The 13,792-nt window shown below is 70.0% G+C and carries 12 protein-coding genes, 1 tRNA gene and 1 pseudogene; 8 read left to right on the top strand and 6 right to left on the bottom strand.

What is annotated here, in order from left to right; all coding sequences use genetic code 11:
• Positions 1 to 36: 36 nt before the first annotated feature.
• From ACIQMR_RS07025 to ACIQMR_RS06995, 7 genes are all read left to right on the top strand, one after another.
• Complete coding sequence (locus ACIQMR_RS07025; protein WP_401383794.1) at positions 37 to 699, top strand: SCO family protein; 663 nt, start codon at positions 37 to 39, stop codon at positions 697 to 699.
• Positions 696 to 1,148: a copper chaperone PCu(A)C gene (locus tag ACIQMR_RS07020; protein ID WP_401383793.1), complete on the top strand. Its 453-nt coding sequence runs from the start codon at positions 696 to 698 to the stop codon at positions 1,146 to 1,148. Before ACIQMR_RS07025 ends, ACIQMR_RS07020 begins: the two co-directional genes overlap by 4 nt.
• 46 nt (positions 1,149 to 1,194) lie before the next feature.
• Positions 1,195 to 3,228 (top strand): copper resistance CopC/CopD family protein, encoded by a 2,034-nt coding sequence (locus tag ACIQMR_RS07015; protein WP_401383790.1) that lies wholly within the window; start codon positions 1,195 to 1,197, stop codon positions 3,226 to 3,228.
• 55 nt (positions 3,229 to 3,283) lie between these two features.
• A complete protein-coding gene (gene efeB, locus ACIQMR_RS07010; RefSeq protein ID WP_401383788.1) occupies positions 3,284 to 4,543 on the top strand; it encodes an iron uptake transporter deferrochelatase/peroxidase subunit in 1,260 nt (419 codons plus the stop codon).
• 40 nt (positions 4,544 to 4,583) lie between these two features.
• Entirely contained in the window at positions 4,584 to 5,525 is a 942-nt protein-coding gene (gene pheA / locus ACIQMR_RS07005; protein ID WP_266380129.1) for a prephenate dehydratase, read from the top strand.
• Positions 5,526 to 6,099: 574 nt separating this feature from the next.
• Positions 6,100 to 7,377: a serine--tRNA ligase gene (serS, locus tag ACIQMR_RS07000; protein ID WP_401383786.1), complete on the top strand. Its 1,278-nt coding sequence runs from the start codon at positions 6,100 to 6,102 to the stop codon at positions 7,375 to 7,377.
• Positions 7,374 to 8,180, top strand: coding sequence for an HAD family hydrolase (locus ACIQMR_RS06995; protein ID WP_401383783.1), 807 nt, complete (start codon positions 7,374 to 7,376; stop codon positions 8,178 to 8,180). The genes serS and ACIQMR_RS06995 overlap by 4 nt, the downstream gene beginning before the upstream one ends.
• A gap of 185 nt (positions 8,181 to 8,365) precedes the next feature.
• Here the strand turns inward: ACIQMR_RS06995 and ACIQMR_RS06990 are convergent.
• The 6 genes and pseudogenes from ACIQMR_RS06990 to ACIQMR_RS06965 all read right to left on the bottom strand — a co-directional run bounded on the left by ACIQMR_RS06990 (position 8,366) and on the right by ACIQMR_RS06965 (position 12,639).
• Positions 8,366 to 8,450: transfer RNA gene (locus ACIQMR_RS06990), tRNA-Ser, on the bottom strand.
• Between the two features lie 248 nt (positions 8,451 to 8,698).
• Positions 8,699 to 8,917: pseudogene (locus tag ACIQMR_RS06985) on the bottom strand (hypothetical protein); the annotation flags it as partial.
• Positions 8,918 to 9,147: 230 nt separating this feature from the next.
• Complete coding sequence (locus tag ACIQMR_RS06980; RefSeq protein ID WP_358665232.1) at positions 9,148 to 9,867, bottom strand: ABC transporter permease subunit; 720 nt, start codon at positions 9,865 to 9,867, stop codon at positions 9,148 to 9,150.
• A gap of 20 nt (positions 9,868 to 9,887) precedes the next feature.
• Positions 9,888 to 10,799 (bottom strand): ABC transporter ATP-binding protein, encoded by a 912-nt coding sequence (locus tag ACIQMR_RS06975; protein ID WP_266380144.1) that lies wholly within the window; start codon positions 10,797 to 10,799, stop codon positions 9,888 to 9,890.
• Entirely contained in the window at positions 10,796 to 11,677 is an 882-nt protein-coding gene (locus ACIQMR_RS06970) for an ABC transporter permease (RefSeq protein WP_401383779.1), read from the bottom strand. The genes ACIQMR_RS06975 and ACIQMR_RS06970 overlap by 4 nt, the downstream gene beginning before the upstream one ends.
• The gene (locus ACIQMR_RS06965; RefSeq protein ID WP_266384216.1) at positions 11,674 to 12,639 is read right to left on the bottom strand and encodes an ABC transporter ATP-binding protein; all 966 of its coding nucleotides are present in this window, start codon (positions 12,637 to 12,639) and stop codon (positions 11,674 to 11,676) included. The genes ACIQMR_RS06970 and ACIQMR_RS06965 overlap by 4 nt, the downstream gene beginning before the upstream one ends.
• Before the next feature lie 257 nt (positions 12,640 to 12,896).
• Here ACIQMR_RS06965 and ACIQMR_RS06960 point away from each other — a divergent pair, with 257 nt between their 5' ends.
• The gene (locus tag ACIQMR_RS06960) at positions 12,897 to 13,790 is read left to right on the top strand and encodes a M24 family metallopeptidase (RefSeq protein WP_401383776.1); all 894 of its coding nucleotides are present in this window, start codon (positions 12,897 to 12,899) and stop codon (positions 13,788 to 13,790) included.
• Positions 13,791 to 13,792: the final 2 nt, after the last annotated feature.

The raw sequence follows: 13,792 nt of genomic DNA, 5'->3' as shown, positions 1-13,792 counted from the left end.
CTCCCCCCACGCACTTCACTTCCGGGACATTTCCTCATGCGCTACAAGACCGTGACGGCCGCCGCCCTGGCGGTGGCGGCCGTACTGACCCTCTCCGCCTGCGGCCCCGACGGCGGGGCCGACGCGGCGGACGGCCCCGTCGCCGACGTCTCCGCCCAGCCCAAGGGCAAGGCCGCGACCGTCCTCGACCGGCCCTTCGAGAAGCCCGACCTGGTCCTGACGGACTCCAAGGGCAAGAAGTACGACTTCCGCGAGCAGACCAAAGGGAAGCCGACGCTGATCTACTTCGGCTACACCCACTGCCCCGACGTCTGCCCGCTCACCATGAGCAACATCGCCGTCGCCAGGAAGCAGCTCCCCGAGGCGGACCAGGACAAGCTCCAGGTCGTCTTCGTCACCACCGACCCCGAACGGGACACGTCGGCAGAGCTCGCCAAGTGGCTTCCCTCCGCGGGCGATCCGTCCTTCGTCGGCCTCACCGGCGACTTCCCGACCATCCAGGCGGGCGCACGTCAGCTCGGCATCGGCATCGATCCCGCCACGAAGGACAAGAACGGCAAGGTCGTCTCCATGCACGGAGCGCAGGTCGTCGCGTTCTCCCCCAAGACCGACCAGGGCTATGTCCTGTACGGGGAGGACACCACGCCCGACGACTACGCCAAGGACCTGCCGAAGATCATCAAGGGGGAGAACCCGTGAACCGCCGCACGACCTCCACCCTGGCCTCCGCCATAGCCATGGGCCTGGGCCTGGCCCTCGCGGGCTGCTCCTCCGGTTCCGGGCCCGAGCTCAAGGTCAGCGGGGCGTTCATGCCGCAGCCGGTGAGCGACATGGCGGGCGGCTTCCTCACCGTTACGAACAGCGGCGACACGGCGGACAAGCTCACCTCCGTCACCAGCAGCCTCTCCGACGACGTCCAGATCCATGAGACGAAGAACCAGAAGATGCAGCAGGTGAAGTCCTTCGACATCCCCGCGGGCGGGGAGCTCGACCTCGAACGCGGCGGCAGCCACATCATGTTCATGGGCATCAAGAAGCAGCCGAAGCAGGGGGAGAAGGTCGACATCGAGCTGCACTTCGAGAAGGCGGACCCGATCAAGGTCCAGCTGCCCGTCGAGGCGCAGACCCACAACCCGACGAAGCACTGAGCCATCTGACGAAGCACTCAGCCACTCGAGGGACTGACGACACACCATGACCATCACCGCCCCGCGCTTCGGAACCGCACCACTTCTGCGGCTGCTACTGATCACCGCGGCGCTGCTCGGCACCGTGCTCACCGGCACGGCGAGCGCGCACGCCGCGCTGACCGGGAGCAACCCGAAGGACGGGGCGGTGCTGGCCACCGCCCCCAAGGACGTCACGCTCACCTTCTCCGAGCAGGTCGCCCTGGGGAACGACTCGATCCGCGTCCTCGACCCGAAGAGCAAGCGGGTCGACACCGGCGAGCTGAACAACCTGTGCAGCGGGGACATCATCAAGTACGGCGTCACGCTGCACGCCGGCCTGCCGGACGGCACGTACACCGTCGCCTGGCAGGCCGTCTCCGCCGACAGTCACCCCATCGCCGGCGCGTTCACCTTCTCCATCGGCGCGCCCTCGAAGACGGCCGTGGAGCTCCCGAAGCAGGAGGCGGGCGGCGGGCTCGTCGGAGCGCTCTACGGGATCGCGCGGTACGCCGCGTACGCGGGGTTCGTCGTCCTCGTCGGCTGCGCGGCGTTCGTCCTGGCCTGCTGGCCGCGCGGTGCGAACGCACGGCCGGTGCAGCGACTGGTCGTGCAGGGCTGGGTGACGCTCACCGCGGCCACGCTCGCCATGCTGCTGCTGCGCAATCCCTACACCGGCTCCGGCGAAGTGGGCGACGCCTTCGACCTCGCCGGACTGCAGGCCGTACTCGCGACCAAGACCGGGGCCGCGCTGGTGTCACGGCTGCTGCTGCTCGGTGCGGCGGCGCTGTTCATCGCGGTGCTGTTCGGGGCGTACGCGAAGCGGATCACGGACGCGGACGACGACGCCGAATCGGACGCGGGGACGACCACGGGCGCGACCACGGGCACGGGCGCAGACGCGCAGGAGCGGGCCAAGGAGCAGAAGGACCTCAGCTTCGGGCTGGCCATCGGCGGAACGGTCGTCGCGACCGGCATCGCCGCCACCTGGGCTCTCTCCGAGCACGCCTCGACCGGCATCCAGCCGGGCGTCGCGATGCCGGTGGACGTGCTGCACCTGCTGGCCGTCGCCGCCTGGCTCGGCGGACTGGTCGCCCTGCTCGTCGCGCTCCACCGCACTCCCGCCCTCGATCGCTCGGCCGTACTGCGCTTCTCCCGGGTGGCGTTCTGGTCCGTCGTGGTCCTCGCCGCCACCGGGCTGTACCAGTCCTGGCGGCAGGTCGGCTCCTGGTCGGCACTCACCGGCACGTCGTACGGACGGCTGCTGCTGCTCAAGATCGGGCTGGTCGGCGTCCTGATAGGCGTCGCATGGATCTCGCGGCGCTGGACGGCACGGCTGTCGGAGACGGGCACGGACGCCCATGCCGACACCGATACCGAAGCGGAAGCGATCGCGGACACGGAAGCGACGGCGGACACGGAAGCCGTCGGGGACGCGGATGCCGACGCCGCGACGACCGATTCCGCACAGGCGTCCGACGATCCCGTACGCGCCGCCCAACTGGCCCGTCAGCAGGCCGCGGTGGCGACGGCGAAGCGCAAGCGGGTCAAGGACGCCGACCCGGAGCGTGCCGGACTGCGCCGCTCCGTACTGACCGAAGCCGGTGTCGCCGTCGTGCTCCTCGCCGTGACGACCGTCCTGACGTCGACCGAGCCCGGCCGTACGGAGGAACAGGCCGCCCGGGCGGGCGGCTCACAGGCCTCCACCGCCGTACCGGACCGGCCCGTCGACATCACCCTGCCCTTCGACACCGGCGGCACGGACGGCAAGGGCACCGCCCGGCTGACCCTCTCCCCGGGCCGCTCGGGCGCCAACGAGCTGCATCTCTGGGTCAACCGCCCCAACGGCCGTCCCCTGGACGCGCCCGAGGTCAAGGTCGCCTTCACCCTGACCGCCGAGAAGATCGGCCCGCTGCCGGTCGTCCCCGACCGCGTCGCGACCGGCCACTGGAGTGCGAGCAATCTCCAGATCCCGCTGCCGGGCGAGTGGCGGGTCCAGATCACCGTGCGGACGTCGGACATCGACCAGTCGACCGTCGAGAAGAACGTGAAGATCGGCTGACGTGACCAGCGGAAGCAGCACGAGCAGCGGGAACAGCGCGAGCAGTGGAAACGGCATGAGCAGTGGGAACGGCATGAGCGACATCGAGATCTCGCGACGCAGGCTCCTCGGCACCGTGGGCGCCGCAGGCGCGACCGGCATCGCCCTGGGCGCCGTCAGCGGCGCCGCCGGATACGTGGCGGCCGCAGGCGACCCGGCGACCGCTCTGGCGACGGTCGGTTCCGCCAGCGAGGCCTTCCACGGCGAGCACCAGGCGGGCATCACCACCCCCCTGCAGTCCCGCGGCCATCTGATCGCCTTCGACCTGGCGCCGGGTGCGGGCCGGGGGGAAGCGGTCGCCCTGATGCGCCGGTGGTCGGCCACCGCGGCCCGGCTGATGGCGGGCGAACCGGCCGACGCCGGCGACACCGGTGTCGCGCTCGACGCCGGACCCTCCTCGCTCACCCTCACCTTCGGCTTCGGCCGGACCTTCTTCGACCGCACCGGGCTGAGCGCACGGCGCCCCGTCGCACTCGATCCGCTGCCCGCGTTCTCCAGCGACCAGCTCGATCCGCGCCGCTCCGACGGCGATCTGTGGGTGCAGATCGGCGCCGACGACGCGCTCGTCGCCTTCCACGCACTGCGCGCCGTGCAGAAGGACGCGGGCGAGGCGGCGCGGGTGCGCTGGCAGATGAACGGCTTCAACCGGTCGCCCGGCGCGACCGCGGAACCGATGACCGCACGCAATCTGATGGGCCAGGTCGACGGCACCCGCAATCCGAAGCCGTCCGAGGCGGACTTCGACCGCCGGATCTTCGTCCCGTCCGCCGGCGCCCAGGGGCCGTACGCATGGATGGCGGGCGGCTCGTACGCCGTCGTACGCCGCATCCGCATGCTGCTCGACGACTGGGAGAAGCTGGCCCTGAAGGAACAGGAGCAGGTGATCGGCCGCCGCAAGTCGGACGGCGCGCCCCTGACCGGCGGAAGCGAGACGACCGAGCTCGATCTCGACAGGACCGGTCCCGACGGCACCCTGGTCATCCCGGCCAACGCCCACGCCCGGATCTCCGCACCGGAGCAGAACGCCGGCGCGGCCATGCTGCGCAGGCCGTACTCGTACCACGACGGCATCGCGGCGGACGGCACACCCGACGCCGGGCTGCTCTTCGTCTGCTGGCAGGCGGACCCGCTCAGGGGCTTCGTTCCGGTCCAGCGCAAGCTCGACCGTGGTGACGCCCTGTCCCCGTTCATCCGCCACGAGGCGAGCGGCCTCTTCGCCGTGCCCGGTGGGCCGGGCAGCGGCGAGTACGTCGGCCAGCGGCTGCTGGAATCGTGACGCGAGCGGCCCAAGGGCGGAGCGCACTAGGGTGACGAGTATGTCCGCCACGCGCTACACCTATCTCGGCCCCGAGGGCACCTTCACGGAGGCCGCCCTGCGCACCCTCCCGGAAGCCGCGACCCGGGAACTCGTCCCGATGGTGTCCGTACCGGCCGCCCTCGACGCGGTGCGCAACGGTGAGGCCGCGGCCGCGCTCGTGCCGATCGAGAACTCGGTGGAGGGCGGCGTCACCGCGACCCTCGACGAACTGGCCTCGGGCGAACCGCTGATGATCTACCGCGAGGTGCTGCTGCCGATCACCTTCGCCCTGCTCGTACGGCCGGGCACGAAGCTGTCGGACGTGAAGACGGTGACCGGTCACCCCGTCGCCCAGCCTCAGGTGCGCAACTGGCTGCGCGCCCATCTGCCCGACGCGCTGTGGGAGTCGGCGGCGTCGAACGCGGACGGTGCCCGGCTGGTCCAGGAGGGCCGGTTCGACGCGGCCTTCGCGGGTGAGTTCGCGGCGGCGACGTACGGGCTCGAGGCCCTGGTCACCGAGATCCACGACGCGCAGAACGCGGAGACGCGCTTCGTGCTGGTGGGCCGTCCGGCCCGGCCCGCGGCCCCGACCGGCGCGGACAAGACGTCGGTGGTCATCTGGCAGCGCGACGACCACCCGGGCGCACTGCTTGAGCTGCTCCAGGAGTTCGCGGTGCGCGGGGTCAACCTGATGCTGCTCCAGTCACGCCCCACGGGCGCGGGCATCGGGAACTACTGCTTCGCGATCGACGCCGAGGGCCATGTCTCGGACCGCCGTGTCGGCGAGGCGCTGATGGGGCTGAAGCGCATCTGTCCCCAGGTGCGGTTCCTGGGGTCGTATCCGCAGGCGGGTGTGTCCGCGTCCGGGAGCACGGGGCGCACGCCGCGGCCCGGGACGTCGGACGCGGAGTTCGTGGCCGCGGCCGACTGGCTGGCGCGCTGCCAGGACGGCCGCGCGTAACCCTGCGTTTGCTTCGTCCGGCGCTGTCCGGATTCTCTTCCTACTTTTCGTTACCCACAGAGTTATCCACAGGGCGGCTTCTCTATCTGGGGACAAGTCGACAACGTAACCAGGCACAGTCGACAAATCGCTCCAGTCGCCACACATCCGTCCACAGCACGGCCGGTCAGCCCCTGTCAGCCCAATTCCTTTGATCAACTCTTTGGAGCGAGGAAGTGCGAGGAATTCCCACTCGAACGAGTGCGTGGGCCATGTTTGGCGAGGGAATCCACCCGATCTCCTCGATGCATTCGGAATGATCAATTCCGTAGTCCACAGGCCGCCCCCACACCCTGTGGATAACTTGCCGGAGGCGCCCTCCCCTGTGGACAACAGCCCTCGGGTTCCGCACTCCAGGGCACCCATGGGTCAATGAGGGGCGGGACTTGCCCCATTTCGGCGACCGGTATCCCGTTCATTGACGGATGTCGGCCCGGATTCACCGCACCTTTCCTCAATTCCGGCAATTCGGGCAAAGCGCCACACGATCAATATCAACTGGGGTGGCGGGAGTCCGCACCGGTAGCCTGGTGGGGTGATTGACCTTCGCCTGCTCCGTGAGGACCCCGACCGTGTTCGCGCCTCCCAGCGCGCCCGTGGAGAGGACGTCGAGCTCGTCGACGCCCTGCTCTCCGCCGATGAGCGGCGCAGGTCGTCCGGCGTCCGCTTCGACGAACTCCGCTCCGAGCAGAAGTCGCTCGGCAAGCTCATCCCCAAGGCATCTCCGGACGAGCGCACCGAGCTGCTGAAGAAGGCCGAACAGCTCAAGACCGACGTCAAGGCCGCCGAGGCCGAGCAGAACGAGGCCGACGAGGAGACCCGACGGCTGCTGCTCCGGCTGGGCAATCTGATCCACCCGGACGTCCCCGTCGGCGGCGAGGAGGACTTCGTCGTCCTGGAGACGCACGGCACGATCCGCGACTTCGGCGCCGAGGGCTTCGAGCCCAAGGACCACCTGGAGCTCGGCGAGGCGCTCGGCGCCATCGACGTCGAGCGCGGGGCGAAGGTGTCGGGCTCGCGCTTCTACTACCTGACGGGTGTCGGCGCGCTCCTGGAGCTCGCCCTCGTCAACGCGGCGATCGCGCAGGCGACGGAGGCCGGCTTCATCCCGATGCTGACCCCGGCACTGGTCCGGCCGCGCGCCATGGAGGGCACCGGCTTCCTGGGCCAGGCCGCGGAGAACGTCTACCACCTGGAGAAGGACGACTACTACCTGGTCGGCACCTCCGAGGTCCCGCTCGCGGCGTACCACATGGACGAGATCCTCGACGCCGACAAGCTGCCGCTGCGGTACGCGGGCTTCTCGCCGTGCTACCGCCGCGAGGCCGGTACGTACGGCAAGGACACGCGCGGAATCTTCCGCGTCCACCAGTTCGACAAGGTCGAGATGTTCTCGTACATCGACCCGGACGACGCCGAGAACGAGCACAAGCGGCTGCTGGACTGGGAGAAGCAGTGGCTGACCGCCCTGGAGCTGCCGTTCCAGGTGATCGACGTCGCGTCGGGCGATCTGGGTGCGTCGGCGTCGCGGAAGTTCGACTGCGAGGCGTGGATCCCGACCCAGGGCAAGTACCGCGAGCTGACGTCGGCCTCCAACTGCGACGGGTTCCAGGCACGTCGGCTGTCGGTGCGGATGCGTGACGGGAAGAAGGTCAAGCCGCTCGCGACGCTGAACGGCACGCTGTGCGCCGTGCCGCGCACGATCGTGGCGATCCTGGAGAACCACCAGCTGGCGGACGGCTCGGTGCGGGTGCCCGAGGTGCTCCGGCCGTACCTCGGTGGCCGTGAGGTCCTGGAGCCGATCACCAAGTGAGCTTTCCGTACCGCCTGATCGCCACGGATCTCGACGGGACGCTGCTGCGCTCCGACGAAACGATCTCGGAGCGCACGCGCGACGCGCTCGCCGCCGCCACGGCGGCGGGCGCCGCGCACATCGTCGTCACGGGGCGGGCCGTCCCGTGGACCCGGCACATCCTGGACGACCTGGGCTATCAAGGCCTCGCGGTCTGTGGTCAGGGCGCGCAGGTGTACCACGCGGGCGAGCACAAGCTGCTGACCTCGGTGACCCTGGACCGGCAGCTCGCGGGGCTCGCGCTCTCGAAGCTGGAGGCGGAGGTCGGCCCGCTGGCCGTCGCGGCCAGCCGCGACGGCCTCGACGGGAACGTGATCGTCAGCCCCGGCTATCGGCTCCAGGAAGGCCCGCTGCCGGTCGTCCCGTTCGACGACCCGGCCGAGCTGTGGTCCGCGCCGCTGAACAAGCTCTACATCCAGCACCCGGGCCTCGACGACGACACGTTGACCCGCGTCGCCCGGCAGACGGTCGGCGGCCTGGTGGACGTGGTGATGGCGGGCGCCGGGATCGTCGAGATCCTCCCGCTCGGTCTCAGCAAGGCCACCGGGCTCTCCCTGGCGGCGCGCCGCCTGGGCGTGAAGTCCACGCAGACCATCGCGTTCGGCGACATGCCCAACGACATACCCATGTTCGGCTGGGCGGCGCACGGCGTGGCCATGGCCAACGCCCACGACGAACTCAAGGCCGTGGCCCACGAGATCACGGCGTCGAACGAGCACGACGGCATCGCCGTGGTCCTGGAAGAGCTCATGCGCCGGTCGTGAGCGGCCGTTCCACCGGGATCGCGGCGCTCCGCACCGTGGACACGGCACTCGGGGATGACTTCAGGGTCAGGCCCGTCGGGAGCGCGGCGGGCCCTGGGATCGGCCGGCCCTGAGGCCGGCGCGCCCGTGGTGCGGGCCCGACCGCGAAACCCATGAGGTTCCGGCCTCCTGCCGGAGGCGATACGCGGAGGATGCGCGGATCGAACGCGCGCGGGGTTGACCCCGACGACGGCTTAGCAAGCCGCTGCCTTACCACTCGGCCAATCCTCCGGGAGGGCGGCCCGCGCGGATGCGCGCTCGAAGCGGCCGCCCGGGCAGCATGCGGTCGGCGGCTCTACGGAGTCCGATGATTACTCCGAAGCCTGCCGTGCGCTGCCCTGCTGGGAGCTCGACGGACTCGTACTCTCGGTCATCGCCGCGCCCCTCCCCGGTCTCGAAACGGCCTCGTCGCACATGTGCGCGAGTGCCAGAACCACTGTGCCCCGCCACGGCAGTTCCGTGCCACCCAATATCCGGCCTCAGTCCTTGTCCTTGCGCCGCCGCCACAGCCCTCGGCGCCGTCTGCGCGCCCGGCTGAAGAACCAGCCCGCCGGTGGCTCGTCGGACCGCCACGGCTGCGGCTCGGGTGCCGAGCCCCGCCACCGCGCGGCGAGCATCCGGGCCCGGGCGGACGGCTCGGCGGTCTCCGCGCCCCGTACGAAGTCCTCGTCGAGGACGGCCTTGTCCCAGGCGTCGTCCCGGGCGTCGTCCCGGGCATCGCCCCCGGACTCCGGATCCGGGCCCGGCCCGTGTCCCGGCTCCTGTCCCGGGTCCGGTCCCTCTCCCTGTCCCGGCTTCGGCTCGTCGGACATGGCGATTCCTCCTCTCCCCCAGTGTCCTCACGCACGCGTCAAACGCGTGTGAGAACGAGAACGCCCCCGGGAAGGCCCCTCGGGACCTTCCCGGGGGCCGCCCCCGCCTGCTGTTCCTACTCCTCGCCCGCCAGCGTCAGCGTCCGCAGCTTCTGCCCGGCGTATCCCGTGGCCAGCAGCGTGACGCCCACGAGCAGCGCCACCGCGAGCGGCAGCCCCACATCGGAGGTGATCATCCCTTCGCCGCCGATCTTCTCGGCGAGGGCCAGCGACCACTGCTGGACGCTGAGTGTCCGCGCACCCGGGACCAGGCTGCCGAAGAGGGTCTCCCACACCAGCGCGTAGACCAGACCGATGACGACCGCGTGCCGGCTGATCGTGCCGAGCAGCAGGAACAACGCGGCGTACGCGATCGACGCGACCAGCGCCGCGACGGTGTAGGCCACCGCGATCTGCTGTCCGTTGCCGTTGAGGATGTATCCGGCGATGAAGGTGGGGATCGCGGAGAACGCCATCGTCACGGCGATCGCCACGATCAGCTTGGTGATGATGATCGTCGGCCGCTTCACCGGCTTGGCCAGCAGATAGACGATCGAGCCGTCATCGATCTCGGGGCCGATCGCTCCCGTGCCGGCGATCACACCGATCAGCGGCACCATCGTGGCGATGGCGAATCCGCCCAGCACGTCGGCGGCGATCTGGTCGTCCACCCCGTTGAAGGCCCGGACCGCGGCGGCGATGAGCAGCAGCAGTCCCGGGAGGATGAAGAGGACCGCAGCACGGCGACGGCCGAGAAGGGCCCGGTAGGTGAGCCGGGCGACTGTCGGGTTGTACATGTCGAAGGCTCCTTTCAGGCCTAGGCGGCAACGAGGTAGGAGAAGACCGACTCGAGGGACTCGTCCGAGGGCGAGACCGTCAGCAGCCGGATGGAGTGCTCACGGGCGACCTTCGGCAGCAGTTCCGTGAACCGCCCGAAGTCGACCGCCTGGATCCGCAACGCGCCCTCCTGGAGATCCACTTCGATGCCGGCCGTCGACGGGTCGGCGATCAGCGCGGCGGCGAGTGCGCGGTCGTCGCTGGAGCGGACCAGATAACGGTGCGGCCGGTCGGTCATCAGCCGGCGGATCTTGCGGAAGTCGCCGCTCGCCGCGTGCCGTCCCGCGACGATCACCTCGATGTGCGAGGCGAGCTGCTCGACCTCCTCCAGGATGTGGGACGAGAACAGGACCGTGCGGCCCTCGGCACCCATCCGCCGGAGCAGGTCCATGAGCTGCATGCGCTGGCGCGGGTCCATGCCGTTGAAGGGCTCGTCGAGGAGCAGCACGCTCGGGTCGTGCACCAGCGCGGACGCCATCTTCACGCGCTGGCGCATGCCCTTGCTGTACGTCGCGATCTTGCGGTCCTGCGCGGGCTCCATCTCCACCGTGGCCAGCGCGTGCTGGGCTTCCTTCGCGCCCAGTCCGTGCAGTTCGGCGTTGGCGACGACGAATTCCCGCCCCGTCAGGAAGTCGTACATCGCCTCGCGCTCGGGCACGACGCCGATCTGCCGGTACACCGTCTCGTTGCGCCAGATCGTCTGCCCGTCGAGAGTGACCGTGCCTGTGGAGGGGGCGAGGAAGCCACCCATCATGTTGATGAGCGTGGACTTCCCGGCTCCGTTGGGTCCGAGGAGCCCGGTGACGCCCGGTCCGATGGTCATGGTCACGTCGTTGACGGCGACCACGTTGCCGAACCAGCGCGACGCGTGGTCGATGTTGATCGTTGTCACAGCCCGACCTTTCGGTAGCGGCGCATCAGGACGCCGTAGGAGCCGGCGATGAGCGCGAGGACGACCAGCAGATAGACCACGCCGGCCCCCGTGCCCGGCCCCTGCCCGCCCGGGTAGGAGGTGGTCGCGCCGAGGAAGGCGGTCTGCACTCCGTCGATGAGGGTGATGGGTGAGAAGAGGCCCAGCCACTCCACGACACCCTCGGACCCGGTCTCGTAGGCGATGGCCTGGAGCGTGGAGACCGCGCCGTAGGTGATGGTCAGGGTGGCGATGACGGCGGCGACGCCGAAGCCCCTTCGTGGCGTGAGCGCGGCCATGACGAGGCCGAGGCCGCCGAAGAAGAGCGAGAGAAGTGCCACGGAGACCAGTCCCTGTGCGAATCCCTTGCTCTGCTCGGCGAAGTCCATCTTCGCCAGCAGCGAGCCGATGTAGAGGATCACCAGCGGGGAGGCGGTGAGGACGAACAGCGCCGAGGCCATCGCGCCGAGCTTGGCGAGGACGTAGTCGACGCGTTCGATGGGCCGCGAGAAGTACAGGGGCACGGTCTTGAAGCGCAGGTCCCGGGACACGGACTGGGGGGCCTGGGCGGCGAGGAACAGGCCGATGACCGCCTGAGTGACGATCGCGTAGCGCGTGTAGTCGAGCGGCAGTTCCTTCATCTTCGTGGCCACCGCGACGGCGACGACGATCGCCGCCGGCACGCACATCACCGCGAAGAGGATCATCGGCAGCACCTTGGACCTGGCGGAGCGGCCGAGTCCGTAGGCGCCGCGCAGCGACTGCGTGTAGAGCGAGCGCCGCGCGTAGGCACGGCCGAGCCGGGCGCCCTCGTAGTTGCGGTATCCGATGTTGTGGATACGGGTCGTCTCGGTGGTCATCGGACCGGCACCTCCATGGGCTGGGCCGCTGCCTCCGGGCGGAAGACCTCCGCGATGTGGTGGCGGCGCTGTTCCATCCGTACGAGTCCGAGGCCGAGGGCGGCGACGGTGTCGCGGACGGTGTCGTACGTCTCCTCGCCGGTCGCCTCCAGCAGCAGGATGTGACCCGCTCCGGGCAGACCTTCCTCGACCCCGGCGTGCAGGGTGACGCCCGCGGCCGTCAGGGCCTCGCGGAGCGCGGCGGTCCCGTCGGGGTGGGTGTCGGAGTCGGTGACCTCGACCGCGAGGGTGGTCGTGATCTGGGTGAAGTCGCTGGTGGAGCTGGAGCGCAGCAGCCGGCCGCCGTCGACGACCACGACGTGGTCGCAGGTGCGTTCCAGCTCGCCGAGCAGATGGGACGTGACCAGGACCGAGATGCCGAAGTCCGTGTACACGCGGCGGATCAGGCCGAGCATCTCGTCGCGGCCGACCGGGTCGAGACCGTTGGTCGGTTCGTCGAGGAGGACCAGCTGGGGGTCGTGGACGAGGGCCTGCGCGAGTTTGACGCGCTGCTTCATGCCGGTCGAGTAGCCGCCGATGGGGCGGTACCGCTCCTCGTAGAGGCCGACGTGGCGCAGGGTGTCGGCGGTGCGCTCGCGCGCCGCGGTCGGCGGCAGTCCGGACATGCGCGCCATGTGGACGACGAACTCGGTGGCCGAGACGTCGGGCGGCAGGCAGTCGTGCTCGGGCATGTATCCGACGCGCTCACGGATGACGGCACCGGAGGTGGTGACGTCGAGGCCGAGCACTTCGGCACGGCCTTCCGTGGCGGGGGACAGACCCAGCAGGATCTTGATCAGTGTGGACTTGCCGGCTCCGTTGGCGCCCACGAGTCCGGTCACACCGGGCCCGATGTCCAGGGAGAGCCGGTCAAGCGCGGTCACCCGGGGGAACCGCTTGCTCAGGCTTTCGGTCACGATCACAGTCACGCTTCGAAGGTAGTGGCGCACACCACAGGGGGCGTCAACCCTGGCGGCTGGTTCCGCATCCGACTCCAGGCGTACGGACCCGTAGGGGGCAACTCCGGAGGAGGACGTGCGAAGCCCTGCCACGGGCCCGGCGTCGGGGTTGTCCACAGGTCGGTGCGAGGGCTCTTGACGCAGCCGCCGGGCATTGTCACATTCATCAGTGTCAAGTTACGAGCACGTACCGCACACGAAAACGGGACGGGACGGGTGGCATGACCTCAGCAGTGACGAGGGAACGAACCGCGGAGCTGCGCGGGTTCCGGGAAGTGCAGCGCCTGGCCTATGAGTGCGCGGAGGCGGTCGCGGCGCAGCTCAAGCCCGGGGTGACCGAGCGCGAGGCGGCCCGGATGCAGCGTGAGTGGCTTCGCGAGCGGGGTGTGCGGGACTGGTTCCATCTGCCCTTCGCCTGGTTCGGCGACCGTACGGCGTTCGCCGGCTTCCGGATACCGCTGCAGTTCTTCCCCACCAGCCGGAGGCTGGAGGCGGGCATGCCCTTCATCCTCGACATGGCGCCGGTCTTCAAGGGCTTCACGGCAGACGTCGGCTATTCGGGCTGCCTTGGACCGCACCCCCTGCACGACAGGCTCCTCGCCGATCTCCGGGCGCACCGCGAGCTGATCCTGCGCGAGGTGCGCGAGCGCCGGTCCCTTCGCGAGATCTACGAGGACGTGGACCGGCTGATGGTCCGGCAGGGGTACGCCAATCGGCATCGGGCGTATCCGTTCGGGGTCATCGCCCACAAGGTCGACCGGGTCGGGGAGCGCCGGTGGTCGCCGACGCTGTTCGGTTTCGGCACCCAGTCGCTGAAGGGTCTCGCGAGCGACGCGCTGCACGGCCACCGGGACGGCTGGTCACCGCTGTGGTCGCCGTACCGGTTCTCCGACCATCCGCCGCGGCCGGGGCTCTGGGCGGTGGAGCCGCATCTCGGCTTCCGGGGGACGGGCGCGAAGTTCGAGGAGATCCTGGTGGTCACGGACTCGAGGGACCCGGAGCAGAGCGCGTTCTGGCTGGACGACGATCTGCCGCACGTGCGGCGCTGGGCCGAGGAGGAGGCCGCGTCGGCGACGCACCGAGCGGGCGGAGCAAGCAGCAGGAGGGAATCGTGAGC

The organism is Streptomyces sp. NPDC091376 (assembly GCF_044757085.1).
Lineage (GTDB): Bacteria > Actinomycetota > Actinomycetes > Streptomycetales > Streptomycetaceae > Streptomyces > Streptomyces pratisoli.
This window is presented reverse-complemented; position numbering and strand designations above follow the sequence as displayed.

Coding starts and splice junctions, on each gene's coding strand:
- ACIQMR_RS06980 (WP_358665232.1), bottom strand. CDS start 9,867: ATGTACAACCCGACAGTCGCCCGGCTCACCTACCGGGCCCTTCTCGGC.
- ACIQMR_RS07015 (WP_401383790.1), top strand. CDS start 1,195: ATGACCATCACCGCCCCGCGCTTCGGAACCGCACCACTTCTGCGGCTG.
- pheA (WP_266380129.1), top strand. CDS start 4,584: ATGTCCGCCACGCGCTACACCTATCTCGGCCCCGAGGGCACCTTCACG.
- ACIQMR_RS06970 (WP_401383779.1), bottom strand. CDS start 11,677: ATGACCACCGAGACGACCCGTATCCACAACATCGGATACCGCAACTAC.
- efeB (WP_401383788.1), top strand. CDS start 3,284: ATGAGCAGTGGGAACGGCATGAGCGACATCGAGATCTCGCGACGCAGG.
- ACIQMR_RS07025 (WP_401383794.1), top strand. CDS start 37: ATGCGCTACAAGACCGTGACGGCCGCCGCCCTGGCGGTGGCGGCCGTA.
- ACIQMR_RS06960 (WP_401383776.1), top strand. CDS start 12,897: ATGACCTCAGCAGTGACGAGGGAACGAACCGCGGAGCTGCGCGGGTTC.